Here is a 16,509-nt window from a genome sequence, read left to right on the forward strand (position 1 = left end):
GCCGTGCGCTGGGGCCGAATCTCAGTGACGGGTGGTGTGATGCGCGTGGCGGTGACCGGATTCATGACGGGAGAGCTGGAGAGGGTCGGGCAGGCCGTGCGCGGCGGCCAGGCCGTTCGGCTGTTGGAGCAGGTGGCCCTCAGCGACCAGGTCGGCCATCATGCCGGTGAGCCGGGCGTCGAGTTCCGCCGAGCGGCGCGACGACCAGCCGTAAAGTTTGGTCACCGCGGCCAGCAACTCGTCCACCGGCAGCACGCCCCCGTCGATCACCAGATTCTCCAGAGCAATCGCGAGCTCGGCGTCGGAGACCTGGTCGGCCTTGCGGGCCACCCCGTCCGCCCGCTGCCGGACCACCGGGATGTCCTGGTCGGGGTCGCCGAGGAAGGTGCCGTCCCAGGCGACTCCGGCCTCCTCGATCGCGGCCTCGATCGCGGTGCGGGCCGGCCGGCTGATCCGGGCCAGGTCCCACTGCTCGCGCATGCGTTGCAGGGCGACGTTGATGTGCACCGGGCCCTCGATCTCGGCCAGCCTTCGCACGGCGGCGATCAGTTCCGGCCGCAGGCTCGGGTCGGTGAGCACGGCGCCGGCCGGCAGCGGGGGCAGGTCCGCTTTCCGGTACGGGTGTGCCCACTCGCCGGTGTGCGCCCCCGCCGCCCCGGTCGTCTCGGCGGCCCGGGCCGTGACATCCTGCCGGGTCTCCTCCTGCAGCATCGTCTCCGAACCGAGCACGGGGTCGGGCTGGTGCGCGCCGGCGAGATGCGGTCCGGTGGTGGCGACGCTCGGATGGGTCCAGCCGGGCGGTGCGGCCATCGTCTCCTCGAACTCGGCCACCGCGGCGGCCAGGTCCGGCTGCCCCACCATCTCCAGGAACCAGTCGGGACGCTCGGCCCTGACGCCGAGCAGCGACTGCTCGGCCACGGCGGCGGCCGCATCGGCCAGTTCCGGTTCCAGGTTGGCGGACTCGGTGAGTTCGGCCCGGATCTGCGAGATCGCGTCGAGACGGTCGGCGGGTTCCGCGGTCTCGTGCAGCCCGGCCAGGAATTGCGCGGCGGCTGCGGCCAATTCCTCGGTGCCGACCCCGAAGCGGGCGGCCACCTCGGCGAGATCCTCCCGGCTGGCAGAAGTCTGGTCGTCCCGGCTCACCACCGGCCACGACACGGTTCCGGCCTCCCGCGCCCTGGTATCCGACGGCCATGCGGTGCCCTGAGCCGGCTCCTCCCGCGTGGCGGCGGGCCACTCGACGGACGACACTCGCCGCTCGGCCGGTTCGGCTCCGGCGGTGGGCCACTCGACGGAGGAGACTCGCCGTCCGGCCGGCTGGATCGGCTCATCGGTGGCGGCGGACCACTGGACCCCTTCCTCGCGGGTCGCAGTGGGCCACTCGACCCGCTGCACGCGCGGCTCCCGGTCGGCGGCCGTCCGCTCCTCGCGCTCGGCGACCGGCCACTCCACGTTCCTGACCTGCGGCTCCCGGCTGGTCGGCTGCCCGGTCGTCGGCCATGCGACCTCCCTGACCTCTGGCTCCCGGCCGGCACGGGTTCCCCCCGGACGTTCAGCCGTAGGCCACGCGACATCCTGGACCCGAGGTTCCTGATCACCAGTGTTCCGGTCAGCCGTCGGCCAGGAGATCTCCTGGACCCCGGGCCGGTCCCCGGCCGCGGGCCATGCGACGCGTTCGGGCGCCTCGGCCCGGCTGGCGAACGGCCACTCCGCCCGGATGGTGGACTCCTCCTGGACTTCCACGACGGCTTCCTCGGCGTCCGCGGACCAGTCCACGCCAGCCTCGGCGATCGACCGGTCGGCTTCGGAGCCGACGGCAAGCGGCTGCAGGGGCGAGCCGACCGCCGGGTCGCTCCCGGGTACGGGGGGCTCCGGGTGCGACTCCGCCGCAGCGGACCAGTCGGAGCGGGACGGGGACTCGGCCCGACTGGCGAAGGGCCACTCGGCCCGAACCGGGTTGTCCATCGCAGGAGCGGACCAGGAGCCGTTGTCGTCGCTGGTGGCAGCGGTGTCGGTTCGGGCCGCAGCACCACTGTCGGCATGGGTCGCGGTCATGGCCGGCTCGGCCGGAGCGCCGTCCGGCTCGACCGGCCACTCGGCGGACTCACTCCCGCCGGCACGGAGCTGAGCGATCGCGGCCTCCAGGTTGGCGCCCAGGTAGGCCTCGGCGGCGGCGAGTTCCTCAGCACCGGCCTGCGCAAAGGCGAACTCGGCCGCGACACCGGCCAGACCGGAGTGATCGGCGTGGGCCAGCCGTTCCCCGGCCGAGACGGCGATGCCGGCCTCGGAGGTCTCGGCGACAACCGGCTCGTCGGGTGTGGCCCCGACGGACTGAGCCGGCAGGTCGCCGCCCATCAGCGGGACCCGCTCGTCGAGGGCGCCGTCGTCGGGCGGACCGGCGGACTCCTCGAACTCGGCCACGTCACCGGTGGTGGGCATACCGGTCGACGAAGCCCTGCTCCCGCGGAGGCCGAGGCCGGCGATCAGAGCGGCCTCGGTGACACGGCGGTCGTCGGCGTCGTGGGCGTCGGCGAGGTCCGCCTCGGCGGCGGCCTCCGTCTGGGCCACCCCGGCGTCGTCGGCGTCGGTCCAGGCGAAGAGACCTTCCCGCTCGGCGAGGTCGAGACCGGAGTCAGCGGAGGCGTCGGGGTATCCGCCGCCCGAGCTCTCGGTGGTCACCCGTGCGACCGGCTCGGCGGATGCCGACTCGGTGAATGCCGACCCGGTGAATGTCCGAACCTGCTCGTCGGAGGCCGCCTGGGTGAACGTGGACACCGGCGCCGCGGCAGTCGCATAGACGGTGCCGGACGATGGCGCGGCTTGCGCTGCGGGGACGGCGGCCACGACTTCGTCGTACGCCAATCGGGTCGTCCGCGGAGCGGGCGTCTCCCCGGCGGTGTCGGCGTAGCCGGCGCCGTAGCCCTCCGCCGCCTCCGCGACCGGGTACTCGACGGCGTCTGCCGGTGCGGGCGCGGCGTGCGCGATGTCTTCCGGCTGGTCCGGCGCGGTGGCGACGCCCAGTTCCGGTGGCGCCTCCTCGTCGGGGAGCCCGGCGAACGCGTCCTGGATGGCGGCCAGCAGACGGGTCTCCTCGCGGTCCCGGTCGAGGTACCAGGCGGTGCCCCAGATCCGGTGCAGCTTCCAGCCGAGACTGTCGAGCACCTGCTCGCGGATCCGGTCCCGGTCCCGGGCGGTCGGCGCCGAGTCGTACGTGGTGCCGTCGCACTCGATGCCGAGAGCGTAGGGGGCGTTGCGCCGGGCGGAGCGGCGGACCGCCAGGTCGATCCGGTAGGCGCCGGCCCCGACCCGGGTGCTGACCCGGTAACCCCAGCCGCGGATGACGTCCCGGACCGAGTCCTCGAACGGGGTCTGCGACTCCCCCGGGTGCGAGTCCTCCAGGCCCAGCGCGTGGATGCCGCGGGCGGCGTACTCCAGGAAGTCGGCCAGGTGGCGGAGGCTGACGTCGTTCTCCGAGAGATCCCGGGCGCGGACCGCGGACACCACTTCGAGCCGGCGCCGGGCGCGGGTGGTCGCCACGTTGAGGCGGCGCCAGCCGTCCGGTCCGGAGAGCCCGTCCAGGTCGCCGTTGATCGCGAAGATCACCACGTCGCGCTCATCGCCCTGGACGGCGTCCAGGCCCTTGATGAAGAAACCGCGCAGCCGGTCGTCCTCGGGCGGCACGATCATGTCGGCGACCGCGGCCTCGATCTCGTAGCCGTCCTCGGCGGTGCACACCACCACGCCGAGGCTGAGATCCGGCCGCGTGACGAAATGGTGGGCGACCCGGGTCGCGACCAGGTCGGCGAGCGGCATGTCGCCGATGGCCGGGTAGAGCTGCACGCCCCGGTCCGGCCCGGCCGGCGCGAACGCCGGAAAGGTGTGCAGGCGCCCCTGATAGAAGGCGTGGTTGGCGAACGCGATCAGCGACTCGTCGCGGCTGCGGTAATGCGTGGTCAGGTCGAGGACGCGGAACGCGTCGCAACTGAGCGCCTGCTCCAGGATCGAACGGGAGTCGCCGCCGGGGATCGGTGTCGCGGTGAGCTGCCGGTCGTCGCCGCAGACCACCAGGGCGTTGCCACGGTAGGCGCAGGTGATCGCGTCCGGCACCGGCACCCGGGACGCCTCGTCGATGATCACGACGTCGAAGTGCAGGTCGGGCGGGAGCAGACGGCTCACGTCGGCCGGCGACATGACCAGGCAGGGCTTGACCGCCATCGCCGCCCGGGCGGTACGCGCGAACAGGTCCCGAACCGGCAGGCGGCGGCCCTGCTGGGCAGCCGCGGCGCGCAGCATCGCCGCCTCGCCGGCCGCGGCCTCCGCCGGTTGCAGCGCGTCGACCGCGTTCATCACCTCGGCCGCGGCGGCGCGCTGCAGCCCGGCGTCCCAGAGCCGGAACTCGTCGACCAGCCGGTCGCGGGAGACCGCGTCGAGTGGGGCCAGCCGGTCGTCGGACCGGATGATCGCGTCGGCCCAGGACTGGAAGAGCGCCCGGCCCAGCACCGGCAGGAGCTGCTCGACCGGCAGATCCTCACGGATGCAGAAGTCGACCACCGGGTCCAGACCGTGCTCGGCCAGGACCGCGCGGGCCGTCTGACAGTCGAACCACTCCTGCTGGCCGCGTGTGTCGTCGAGCAGTTCGCGCAGCAGTTCCCGGGAGGTGTCCCGCTCGTCGAGAGCGGCGCTGAGGGCCGGGTGCCGGCTGGGCGCGAAGGCGCGCAGGATCCAGTCGCGGGCGGCCTGCCACTCGGCGACCCGGGCCGGCAGGGTGTCCGAGGGACGCGTCCGGCTGAGCAGTTCGGCCTGCTCGAGGGTGAACGCGATGTCCGCGCCGTTGCGGATCCGGCGAGCCTCGGAGGTCCAGGCCATCGCGGTGGCGAGCGCCTCCACGTCGGTCTGCGTGCCACGGTAGGCGGGGCCGAGGACCTTGGCGTACTCCTTGGCGTTGGCCGACAGGGCTGCGGCGGCCTCCGACGCGCTCTCCCGGAGCAGTCCGATCGCCGCCGCCTCGGCCAGGGTGAAGTCCCGGCCGGCGGCCGCGCTGTAGGCCTGGACCAGCTCGGCTACCGCGGTGAACGGCTCGACGTGGGCGCGCAGCCAGGTCACCGCGTCGTGGATCGGGCCGGTGGCCAGCTGTGGGCGGGGCGCGGGCTCGGGCGGTGGGCGCAGCGCCGCGGTCCAGCGTTCGAACTCCTTGCCGGCCTCGCCGACGATCCGGATGATCGCGCTGTTCGGGGTCGGCGCGCAGATCCGCTCGATCAGGGTGGGCAGCGCCTCCGGCGGGGTGACCTCAAGGGTCTGCGCGGCGGTCCGCAGTGCCCGCTCGATCGCGTCGAAGTCGGTGTCCTGGCCCTGCCAGTGCTTGCCGAGGATGCCGGCGTACTCCTGCTCGGCCTCCGCGAGCTCCTGCAGCGCACGCTTCCAGGCGGCGGCCGCGTTCAGGTTGGCGACCGCCTGCGACCGCTTGACGTCCGGCCGGGCGATGTCGGCGGCGGCCTTCTTGTCCCGCCGCGACTGCGCGCTCAGCTTCCGCAGGCCCTTGTGCTGATGGGCGAATCGCTCGGCGAGCTCGTCCACCGGCTCGACCAGGGCGTTGTCACTGAAGTGCTCGCGGGCCCGGCTCTCGGCGGCCTTGACCACGTTGACCACCCGGCGCAGATTCCGCATCGCGGCGTGCGCGGCGTTCATGCCGAGACTGTCGAACCAGGCAGGTTCCGGCTTGTCCGGGCGGGACAGCAGGTCGACGATCGCGGTCAGCCGGGGCAGGTCGGTGAAGGCCACCACGTTCGGCAGACCGAGCCGGGCGGTCACCCGGTCCAGGCTGTGCTGGTGCTGTTCCAGCCGGTCCGCCTCGTCGGCGAAGCGGCGGGCCAGCCCGCGCGCCTGTGCGGCGGTCAGCGGCAGCAACTCGACCGCGGGCGGGTTCAGGTGCAGCAGGGTCGGGATGATCGGCAGCTTGGCCGGGGCGGGCAACGCGCTCCAGGTGGCTCCGGCCTTGGCGCGGACCGCATCCTCCGCCTGGTGCAGCGTCTTCAGGTGGCGCAGCAGGCCCTCGGCGGCCCGGGCCACCGGCTCCAGGCTGGCCATCGTGAGCCAATCGTCGGCGGCCTCGGCCGGCCGGCGGGCGGCGTGCCCGACCAGGGTGGTCAGGGTGATCGCCTCGCCGATCGAGCTGATCAGGAAGGCGTCGGCGAGCGGGTCTCGTTCGATGGCCTCGCACAGGTGGTCCAGGGCAGCCTGCGCCTGATGCAGCCGGGCGTCGAGCCGGTTGCGGTCGATCACGTCGTGCCAGAGGAAGTCGTCGCCCTCCCGGGCCGGTCGCCAGTTGCGGCCGAGACGCTCGGCGGCGTCCCGGACGCGCTGCAGGGACTGGGTGGTCAGCGGGATCGGCAGCTCGGCCGGGGCCGGAGCCTGCGGCACATCGGTCATCTGCGCGCACATGCCGAGCACGTCGTGCAGGCGGTGGCCGAGCGGTTCGCGGACCTCGTTCATCGCCTCGGCGTATGCGTTGAGCCGCTGCCGGTGCTCGCGCAACGCCTCCCGTTCGTCGGTGGACAGATCCGGCGGCGGCAGCGGGATGAAGTCGAGGGCGGCGGCCAGGGCAGCGGCCACGTGGTCCCGGCCGGTCCGGCCGCTGTGCAGTTCGAGCAGATAGTCGTGCAGGCCGGCGGGTTCCAGGCGTTCGCGGACGGTGTCCAGAGCGGCGGCCTTCTCGGCGACCAGCAGCACCCGCCGGCCGGCGTGCAGCAGACCGGCGACCATGTTGGCGATGGTCTGCGACTTGCCGGTGCCGGGCGCGCCGCGCATCACGAAGCTGCGGCCGTGCAGGGCGGCGATGATGCACGCCCGCTGTGCGGCGTCGGCGTCCAGCACCAGCGGCACGTCGTCCGGGGCGGCCACCTCGTCGATCCGGCGGCCGGAGATCACCTCGAACTTGAACGCGTCGGCCTGCGCCTCGGGTGCGGTGGCCAGCGCCCGGACCACCGGGTGGGACAGGATCTGCCGCTCGTGGTCGAGCAGGTCGGTGTACATCACCTCGCGGTGCACGGCGAACCGGGCGAGCAGCACCGACTCGTCGGAGTGCCAGTCCGGGTGGTCGCCGAGGGCGGCGTCGAGCCGCGCCCAGAACACCGTGACGTCCAGCGCCGCCAGGCTGTCCACCGCAGGCAACTCGATGCTGTGTCGGCGCAGGCAGATGTCCAGAGCCGGGTTGACCATCGGGTCCTCGGCGCGGACCCGCAGCCGCGGGTAATCCTCCGGATCCGGGGTGATCAGGTCCACCGGGATCAGCAGGATCGGGCTGATGTGCTCGTTGGCGCCGTCGCGCCAGCGAACCGTGCCGAGCCCCAGGTAGAGCGTGGCAACGCCCTGTTCGAGCAGGTCGCGCCGGGCTGCGCGGCGCAGCGCCCGCAGGGTGGCGTCCATCTCGGCGTCGGCCATCGTGGTCTGGAAGACGTGGGCGGCCCGGGGCCGGGGACCTTCCGCCTGCTCCTCGATGCCCAGGAAACCGCACTCGCGGCCCTGCTGCAGCGCCTCTACGACGCTGCGCGGCGACGGGCTGACGATCTCGACCACCCCGGGCGCCGTCGTCCGCACGTCGATCAGCGGATTGGCGCCGGTCAGGTCGAGCAGCCCATCCCGCCATTGTTCCAGCGTCGCCCGCACACGGGCATCAGGCCGCCCGGTCAACCCGTCCGATTGATCCCACCGCATTTTTCCATTCCAGCAAGGCGACGGGCCGCATGGTGGCGTTTTTTCGGGTTAATCCGACGTTCCGCACGGATCGGGCCAACTGGCAATAACATCAGCACCACCAGCACCACTGGCACCAGCCCGGCGAGCCGGGCGGACTTGGAGGCGGATCGGGGACCGGTTGGCAGCGACCACGATCAGCCCGGTCGGACCGACCACGATCTGCCCGACCCGCAGGTCACCGGCCCGGCCGAGCACAGGTCATGCCCGGCGCAGGACGATCATTCCCAGGTCGGGACCCACCACTGCCAGCCCGCCGGCGCGGGCGGCCACGAGGCGTCCGGATGCCAGCCCTCCGGCGGGTACCAGCCGTCCGGCGGGACCGGCCAGCCCGGCGGCACGGCGAACTTGATGCCGGTCGGAGCCGGCGGAATCGGGGCGTGGCGGTTGAGGTCGGGGGCCGAGGAGACCGGAGCCGTACCGGCAGCCTGGTGTTTGCTCAGCACCACGGCACTCAGCGCCGGGATGACCGTGGTTTCGGCGATCTCACCGGCGCCGCCGAACATTCCGGTCGGCCGCGCGCCGGCGCTCGGCCCGGCCGGGCTGACCGGGCCGGTGCCACCGGACGGCGGCGTCCCGGGGCCCCCGGCGCCCGGCGACCGGGTAAGCCCGGTCGGTGCGTTGAGGAAGTCGGGCTGCGAGCCGTCGCGGTCGGGCGACGAGTTCGGCCGGCCGGCCGGCGAGTTCGGGAAACCGCCGGTCAGGCTGGAGACCTGGCCGGCCGACAACCCGGCGCCCTGCCCCGAGACTCCGGAAACGGACCGGCTCGGCAAACCGGACGCGGAACCGGCCGAGGCTCCGGAGACCGGGCGGTGGGACAACCCGCTCGCGGAACCGGCCGACACCCCGGAGACCGGACGGTGGGACAACCCGGACGCCGAACCAGCCGACACCCCGGAGACCGGACGACCAGGCAATCCGGACGCCGAACCAGCCGACGTCCCGGAGACCGGACGGCTGGAGGATCCGAACACCGAGTCAGCCGAGCTGCCGGCGCCCGGGGACGTCGAGTACGCCGGGCCGCCGGACACCGACACGCCGGGGACCGGGGTCGTCGGGACTCCCGGGATCGGCGGCGCGGCCACGCCGGGCACCACCGGGTCCTTCGCCTGCGGCCGGCCGGCGATGGTCGGCACCGGGCCGCTCATCGATGCCGCCCAGCTGGGCACCGTTCCGCTCGGCTGCACCCAGGCCGGCACGAGCTCGCTGCGGTCCATCCAGGTCGGCTGGGCGTCGCTGGGTGTCGACGCCCAGGTCGGCACGGCGTCGCCGGATCCCGACGCTCTCGTCGCCGCCACTTCGCCGGACTCGGGCGTCCACGTCTGTCCGGCGTCACCGGTTCCGGAAGTCCACGCCGGCGCGGCGTCACCGGTTCCGGAAGTCCACGCCGGCGCGGCGTCACCGGTCCCGGAAGTCCACGCCGGCGCGGCCTCATGGGTGCCGGACGTCCAGGCCGGGGCAGCGTCACCAGAACCGGACGTCCAAGCCGGTGTCGAACCACCGGCCCCTGACGACCAGGACGGCGCGGAACCGCCGGACGCTGACGACCAGGCCGGCGCGGAGGCGCCGGAACCCGTTGCCCAGGCCGGGGCGCCATCGCCGGAGCCGGTTGCACGGCTCGGCACCGCGTCGCTGCCGGTCACCCAGCCCGGTGTCGACGCGCCGCCGGGACCGACCGGATCCGGGCCCGGGGTGGCCGGGACCACCGGGGTGGCCGCCGGCGACACCGGGGTCACCCGGCCGCTGACCGCGCCGGCGCGAGCCGACGGGCCGACCCAGGTCTCCGGCAGGTCCTGCACCCGGGCGACGTACAGCATCACCTCGGTCTTGACCGCGTTGCTCTTCACCACCGCGCGGGCCGCCACCACCAGGCCGCGTTCGGCCTGGTACCGCAGGACCGGGACGAGTTCGAAGCTCGTCTTGGGGCTCAGGTCGCCCACCCGGGCGTCACCGAGTCGCACCTCCACCAGGTGGTCGGCCATCTCGTGCAGCGTCACATACGCCCAGCACTCGCCCTCGGGGCGCTGGAACGCGGCGAGCGCCTCGACATGCTGCTCCTGGCCGTTGACCTGCAGCGCGGAACCGGTGGGCAGCAGCCGGTGCTCGTGCACGGGCGGGTCGTTGGCCGGCACCAGCATGTGCGGCTCGCCCAGGTCGAGGCGGATGGTGGCGACGAAGGCGGGCGGGCGGCCCTCGTACTCACCCCATTCGCGGCCGTGGATCTGCGCGGTGACCTCGGGCACCAGCTTCCGCTTGGTGAGCGCGGTGAGGACGCCGACGTAACGGGCGGCTTCCGGCCGGGGCAGGTGGCCGAGCAGGGCGTTGTCGGACCATACTCCGACGGCGTTGCGGTCGTGGCGGTTGCTGCGGTCGGGGATCAGCTGGACCGGGACGGTGATGTCGGTGCCTTGGGGGTTGAAGTCGGGCCCGAAGAGCGCGCGTATCGACTTCGCGTAGTGAGTCTCGCCGACGACCTCGGCGCTGGCCCAGCCAGCTTGTCCCCAAAGTTGGAACCGATTTGCCACACCGGAACGCTAGTGTCTGCTTTCCGTCAGTGACGTCGTCCGTACGGATGAGTACCGGTAGCCGGACGGTTCGTATCCGAATGATCAACTCTGCGCGGTGAGCGGCAAAAGCCCCGGTCGATCCGAGGCTTTTGCCCGTTCGGACAGCTCACCACCAGGTAAACTGAACGATCCCTAGATTTTGATCACCATTTTGCCGGTGTTCTCCCCGCGCATCAGACCGAGGAACGCTTCGGGCGCGTTGGCCAGACCGTCGACGACCGTCTCCTGGGCGGAGATCTGCCCGGACCGCAGCCAGCCGCCGACCTCGGCGACGAAGTCCTTCATCCGGTTGCCGTGGTTGCCGACGATGAAGCCGCGCAGGGTCAGCTCCTTGCCGATGGCCAGCGCCAGGTTGCGCGGGGCCGCCGGCGGCGCGGTGTCGTTGTACTGCGCGATCGCCCCGCACAGCGCGACCCGGCCGAACTTGTTCAGCGACCCGATCGCCGCCTCCAGGTGGTCACCGCCCACGTTGTCGAAGTACACGTCGATCCCGTCGGGCGCGGCGGCCCGCAGCTGATCCCGTACCGGCGCGTCCTTGTAGTTGAACGCCGCGTCGAAGCCCAGGTCGTCGACCAGGTGGCGGACCTTGTCGGCCGAGCCGGCGCTGCCGATCACGCGCTTGGCCCCGCGCAGCTTGGCGATCTGGCCGACGACGCTGCCGACCGCACCGGCCGCGCCGGACACGAAGACCACGTCACCCTCGCGGAACTGGGCGATGTCGAGCAGGCCGACATAAGCCGTCAGACCGGTCATGCCGAGCAGCCCGAGGTAGGCGGAGAGCGTCGGCGCGGCGTTCGGGTCGACGACCCGCGCGTGCCCGGCGTCCAGCACCGCATAGTCCCGCCAGCCCAGACCGTGCACCACGGTCGCCCCGACCGGCACCTCGGCCGCGTTCGAGGCGACGACCTCGCCGATAGCCCCGCCGTCGAGGGCCGCGCCGATCTGGAACGGCGGAACGTACGACTTCACGTCGTTCATCCGCCCGCGCATGTACGGGTCGACCGACATGAACTGGTTGCGCACCAGGATCTGGCCCGGCCCGGGCTCCGGGGTGGGCAGCTCCACCAGCTCGAAGTTGTCGGCGGTCGGCCACCCGGTGGGCCGGCTGGCAAGGCGGATCTCCTGCATCGAACGCTCCTGTGACGTCGGGAAACTTGGAATCGACACTACGTCGAAAATACTGGACAGCGCGTTATCGTGATTCACATGACCCCCCGCCGCCGCAGCCCGAGCAAGGGTGACCTGCGCGAGCAGGCGATCCTGGACACCGCCCGCGACCTGCTCACCCGCAAGCCGCTCGCCGAGATCACCATCGACGAGCTGGCCGCCGGGGCGCGGATCTCCCGATCCAGTTTCTACTTCTACTTCGACTCCAAGCTGGCCGTTGTCGTCGCGCTGCTGCACGGACTGGCCGGCGAGCTCGGCCGCGACTCCGAAGCCTGGCTCGACGGCACCGGCCCGGACGCGCCGGCCCTGCGCCGCTCCCTCACCGCCCTCGCCGTCCTCTGGCGTGACCAGGGCCGGCTCATCGCCGGGGCGCTCGCCGCCGCCCCCGGCTGCCCGCCGATCGCCCGGTGGCGGGCGGGCCTGCGCGAGGCACATGTCGACCTGCTCGCCGCCCGGATCACCCGGGATCGCGCCGCCGGCCTCGCCCCGGACGGCCCCCCGGCGCGGATCCTGGCCGAGCTCATCGACGACCTGCGCACCGCCGCATTCGCCGCCGCGACCGACCCGCAAGCGCTGGTCGACCACCTGGTCACCGTCGAGCTGCGGATGATGTACGGCGTTTTCCCGGTTCACCACGCGTCCGAGTGATCCACCAGGCACGCTGGGAGCATGCGAATCGGTGTCATTGGGGCAGGGCAGCTCGGCGGCACTCTGGCAACATGGTGTGCCGAAAGCGGACACGACGTGGCGGTCACCTCCCGGCATCCGGACCGGTTGACCGACCTGGTCGAGCACGGCGACGGTCACATCCGCGCGATGACGATCCCCGAAGCGGCCGTCTTCGGCGAGATGTTGTTCTTCGCGCCGAATTGGGACTCGGCCCGCGAAGCGATCGACATCGCGCACGACGCGATGGCCGGCAAGGTGGTCATCGACGCCACCAACCCGTCGTTCATGAGCGCGCCGACCGAGGGCATGATGCCCGGCGCACCCGGGCCGGGCGGCCTCGGCGCGTTCGCCCCCGGCTTCCCGTCGGCGCTGGAGATCCCGGCCTTCGTCCGGGTTCCCGACAATCCCGGTACGAGTCGCGAGCTGGGCTTTTCCACCAAGAGCGGGTTCGAGACGCTGATCGACTGGGCGCCCGAGGCGCACTGGGCGAAAGCCTTCAACACGATCTCCACCGAGGTCCTCGACCGTCGCCGCGGGCACGACCCGCTCCTCGCCGAATTCGTCTGCACCAACCAGCGCGACGCCCGCGAGGCGGCCTGCCGGATCATCCAGGAACTCGGCTTCGCCCCGTTCTTCGCCGGCGGCCCCGAAGCCGCACGCCTCACCGAAACCGGCGGCCCGCTGCAGATGCGCGAGGTCGACGTCTACGACGCCAAGGACGTGCTGGCCGAGGCACTGGCCGCCATCCAGTGATCGGGACCGGACATCGGCAGACCACCTTCGAAGATCAAATCAATCATGTCGTGCGCCGCGGCCGATAACTGACCGCTGCTCCCGGGCACGGGCGGTCACCGAGAACGAACCCCCTAGCGGCCGGATGATCCCGGGCGCGGACATAGGGTCGTGCGGTGGAGATCGTGGAACTGCTGGCGTCGCCGGTGCACCGGTTCGAGGGGCGACCCGCGGACGGGCCCGCGCCGGCGCCCGAGGGAGAATCGGTCGGCGAGATCCGGATCCGGGCGGGGCTCGGCATCGTCGGTGACCGCTACTTCAACCATCCCGCGCACCGGGACGCGTCGATCACCGTGATCGCCCGCGAGTCGCTGCCCGCAGGCGCCGGACTGGCGCAGGCCCGCCGCAACATCCTCGTCGCCGGACTGCGCCTCGCCGGGGCCCCGGCCCGATCGCCCGCGCCTGACACGGGCGGATCGCCCGCCCCCGAGGCGGCTGATTCGCCCGGCCCGACCGCGGCGGGATCGCCCGCCGTCCAAGCGGGCGGATCGCCGGGCGGCCTGACCCTGGACGATCTGGTCGGGGCGACGCTGACCCTCGACTCCGGGGACGGGCCGGTCCACCTGTCGGTGCGCCGGCGAGCCAACCCGTGCGCCTGGATGGACGTGACCATCGGCCCCGGGGCGTGGAAAGCGCTGCGCGGCCGCGGCGGCGTGCGATGCGTACCGTTGAACGACGGCATCCTCCGGGTCGGTCCGCTGAGCGCGACGATCCGATTTCCGGACGAACGGAATCAGCATTGAACAGGGCGGATGTCCCGCGCTCAGCGCCGGCGGAACCGGGCCGATAAGGCTAGGTCAGACGTCGGGCGGGAGGTGGCGGGTGACGACTGGCTACCGGCTCTCGCTGGCCCGGACCGCGCTCTTCGCCCTTGTCTATGCCGCCGCGGTCTACGCCGGACGACGTACCGCGATGGTCGCCGACGGCGTCAGTCTCGTCTGGCCGGCGGCCGGTTGGCGGTGGTCTGGTTCGGCGCCCACCGCGCCGCGCCGACCCGGCGACTCGACACCCTGCTCCTGGCCGTGATCCTCGGCGTCGGCAACTGGCTCACCGACGCACCGGCCGACGTCGGCGTGGTCGCCGGCCTGGCTGGCGTACGCCACGGCCCGCGAAGCCATGGTCGCCCCGGTCCCGGTCGACCTGGCCGAGATCGTCGCCGACATCACCGGAGCCCGCGCCGACGCAGCGGTCGTGGCCGGCAAGCCGGAACCCCGGTTCACCATCGGTGACCTGCCGCCGGTACAGGCCGAGCCGGTGCTCGTCCGGCAACTGGTCGACAACCTGGTCGGCAACGCCATCAAGTACACCGCGCCGGGAGTCGTCCCGGTCCTCCAGATCTCGGCGGACGCCTCCGACGGCATGGTGACGGTCCGCATCACCGACAACGGCATCGGCATCCCCGAAGGCCGACACGACGCCATCTTCGGCAACTTCCACCGTGCCCACGCCGGCGACGGCTACCTCGGCACCGGACCGGGCCTGGCCATCTGCAAACGCATCGTGGAACGCCACGGCGGCGAGATCACCGCCACCGACGATCCGGGCGGCGGTTCCACTTTCCGCTTCACCCTGCCGGCTGCCACCGCCTCCGCACTGCTGTCCCCCGTGTGACGACCGACCAACCGCCGGTCTGCCCGCTTCCGGTCGCATGTGACTCGTGCAGCCGCCTGCTGTCACGGCCGGTTTCACCACCGATTCCTGCCGCGCGTGACTCCCGCACCTGGTCAGACCAGGATGTTGACGCCGCTGCCCGGTTCCAGGCGGGCGATGACATCACGGCTCTCCAGAACGGCGACCTTGTCGTCCTCCAGTTCCCGCCGATTCGCGCCGGCGACCACATGGTCGAAGAGTTGCTGACAGTCGCCCCGGAGCCGCAACCACGCCGCGTGCGTCTCCCAGGCCGAGGACTGCGTCGAAGTGCCGATGCTGATGGTCATGTCGTCTCCTTGATCTTCGCGAGGCCCCGACCATCGGCAGGCGATCACGGAGTTGAGCTTTTCCCCACACGACTTTTCACTCGCCTCCGCAACGCGCCTGCCACCCCGGCGCACCGAGCGGCCAAGGCGACGGGGTCGGGCGATGCAACCCGCACGATGCGGAGCGGTGTCATGCAAGGTGGCGAGGACGACCCCGGGGTGGCGGGAGGGCGCGGGGGTCAGCGACGTGAAGCGGCACAGGGCGGGATGGGGGCAGGGAGGCCGGGGCGGCGTGGGGTAGGCGAAGTGCGTACATCGGGCGGTTTGGTCGGGTAGCGTCGGGGCGTCTGGTGAGTACCGAGTGCGTGCGGGAGGGGCCGTGGGTTTGTCGGCGCGTCCCGAGCGTTTCCGCGCCGTCACCGTGGCGTGATGCCGGTGTGGCTCATGATCTCCCTGGTGGTCGCGCTTGCCGTGCTGGGCGCCGGCGCGGCGTGGGCGCTGCGCGGGCGTGGGCCCGGCGGCGGGGACGGCACGGTGTGGGGGCGGTTCGGAGCCGGGGGTGGCTCGGGCCCGGAGACGCTGGCCGGGGCCCGGGAGAGGATCGCGGAGCTGTCGGCGGCGCTGGCTGCCCGGGACAGTGAGCTGGAACAGCTCCAAGAGGACCGGGCGGCCCAGGCGCAGGCGGCCGGGTTGCAGCAGAAACAGCAGCAGCAGACGCTGCGGCGGCGGGCCAAGGAGGCGATCGACAGCACCGCCGCGGTGATCGGCGGGAAGCTGGAAGACGTCGTGGTGCAGGTGGGGGCGGCGCGGCAGGCGGCGGCGGCCACCCATGAGCGGGTGTCGCACACCAACGATGCCGCCGAGGCGCTGGTGCGGCGGGCGCGGAGTGCGGACGAGGCGGCCACCGCGCTGAACGCCAGCCTGCGGCAGGTGGCCGGGATCGCCAGTGTGATCTCCGGGATCGCCTCGCAGACCCGGCTGCTGGCGTTGAACGCGACCATCGAGGCGGTTCGGGCCGGGGCGGCGGGCAGCGGCTTCGCGGTGGTCGCGGACGAGGTGAAAAGCCTGGCGGACACCACGGCGGACTCGACCGAACAGATCACCAGCACGATCGCCGCGCTGGAGGCGGACGTGGCGCAGATGGGCGAGACGCTCAGCGCCATCATTCACGACGTCGGGGACATCGAGGACGCGATGCGTCAGCTCGGGGGGATCGCCGACCGGCAGCACGACATCGTGATGCGGCTGCACGCCAGTGTGGACGCCACGATGGCGCAGATCGGCGACCTGTCCGACGTGGCCGAACGCCTGGAACGCCGGCGGCACGACCGGCTGGCGATCGAGGGGACGGTACGGTTGCGGCTGCCGTCCCGGCCGCAGCCGGTGACCGCGAACATGGTGGACCTCAGTTCCGAGGGGCTCGGGTGCACGCTGGCAGCGGACATTCCGGTGCAGATCGGCGATGTGATCCGGGCGGAGCTCAGCTTCGACGGACTGGGCGGGGCCGTTGACGCCAAGGTGATGCGCCGGACGCCGCGGGACGGCCAGATGGAGATCGGATTGCAGTTCCAGGACCTGCCGACCAGCGTCCGCAACGACATCGACACCTACCTGACCAAGCTGGGCGCCGCCCCCGGCGAAGAATAGAA

General features: G+C 72.5%; 10 protein-coding genes. 6 read left to right on the forward strand and 4 right to left on the reverse strand.

Annotation, left to right across the window (positions count from 1 at the left end):
* Nucleotides 1-21: 21 nt before the first annotated feature.
* From ACSP50_RS44240 to ACSP50_RS26680, 3 genes are all read right to left on the reverse strand, one after another.
* The gene (locus ACSP50_RS44240) at nucleotides 22-7,662 is read right to left on the reverse strand and encodes a DUF4011 domain-containing protein (protein WP_231956722.1); all 7,641 of its coding nucleotides are present in this window, start codon (nucleotides 7,660-7,662) and stop codon (nucleotides 22-24) included.
* Nucleotides 7,663-7,970: 308 nt separating this feature from the next.
* The gene (locus tag ACSP50_RS26675; RefSeq protein ID WP_014692409.1) at nucleotides 7,971-10,274 is read right to left on the reverse strand and encodes a transcription elongation factor Spt5; all 2,304 of its coding nucleotides are present in this window, start codon (nucleotides 10,272-10,274) and stop codon (nucleotides 7,971-7,973) included.
* 174 nt (nucleotides 10,275-10,448) lie between these two features.
* Nucleotides 10,449-11,444 carry an NADP-dependent oxidoreductase gene (locus ACSP50_RS26680; protein ID WP_014692410.1) on the reverse strand — a complete coding sequence of 332 codons (996 nt, stop codon included), beginning with the start codon at nucleotides 11,442-11,444 and terminating at the stop codon, nucleotides 10,449-10,451.
* Nucleotides 11,445-11,522: 78 nt separating this feature from the next.
* Here ACSP50_RS26680 and ACSP50_RS26685 point away from each other — a divergent pair, with 78 nt between their 5' ends.
* From ACSP50_RS26685 to ACSP50_RS26705, 5 genes are all read left to right on the forward strand, one after another.
* Nucleotides 11,523-12,131: a TetR/AcrR family transcriptional regulator gene (locus ACSP50_RS26685; protein ID WP_014692411.1), complete on the forward strand. Its 609-nt coding sequence runs from the start codon at nucleotides 11,523-11,525 to the stop codon at nucleotides 12,129-12,131.
* A 21-nt stretch (nucleotides 12,132-12,152) separates the two neighbouring features.
* Nucleotides 12,153-12,905, forward strand: a complete 753-nt coding sequence (locus ACSP50_RS26690; RefSeq protein WP_014692412.1) for an NADPH-dependent F420 reductase — start codon at nucleotides 12,153-12,155, stop codon at nucleotides 12,903-12,905.
* 155 nt (nucleotides 12,906-13,060) lie between these two features.
* The gene (locus tag ACSP50_RS26695) at nucleotides 13,061-13,687 is read left to right on the forward strand and encodes a hypothetical protein (protein ID WP_014692413.1); all 627 of its coding nucleotides are present in this window, start codon (nucleotides 13,061-13,063) and stop codon (nucleotides 13,685-13,687) included.
* A 79-nt stretch (nucleotides 13,688-13,766) separates the two neighbouring features.
* Nucleotides 13,767-13,970 (forward strand): hypothetical protein, encoded by a 204-nt coding sequence (locus tag ACSP50_RS42315; protein ID WP_014692414.1) that lies wholly within the window; start codon nucleotides 13,767-13,769, stop codon nucleotides 13,968-13,970.
* Nucleotides 13,971-14,060: 90 nt separating this feature from the next.
* Entirely contained in the window at nucleotides 14,061-14,555 is a 495-nt protein-coding gene (locus tag ACSP50_RS26705) for an ATP-binding protein (protein WP_014692415.1), read from the forward strand.
* A 113-nt stretch (nucleotides 14,556-14,668) separates the two neighbouring features.
* Here ACSP50_RS26705 and ACSP50_RS26710 read toward each other — a convergent pair whose 3' ends face one another.
* The gene (locus ACSP50_RS26710) at nucleotides 14,669-14,881 is read right to left on the reverse strand and encodes a hypothetical protein (RefSeq protein WP_014692416.1); all 213 of its coding nucleotides are present in this window, start codon (nucleotides 14,879-14,881) and stop codon (nucleotides 14,669-14,671) included.
* A gap of 408 nt (nucleotides 14,882-15,289) precedes the next feature.
* On the opposite strand from ACSP50_RS26710, the gene ACSP50_RS26715 reads away from it, so the two are divergent.
* On the forward strand, nucleotides 15,290-16,507 hold the full coding sequence (locus ACSP50_RS26715; protein ID WP_014692417.1) for a methyl-accepting chemotaxis protein: 1,218 nt from the start codon (nucleotides 15,290-15,292) through the stop codon (nucleotides 16,505-16,507).
* The last annotated feature ends 2 nt before the right edge of the window (nucleotides 16,508-16,509 follow it).

It is taken from the genome of Actinoplanes sp. SE50/110, assembly GCF_900119315.1.
Classification (GTDB): Bacteria; Actinomycetota; Actinomycetes; order Mycobacteriales; family Micromonosporaceae; genus Actinoplanes.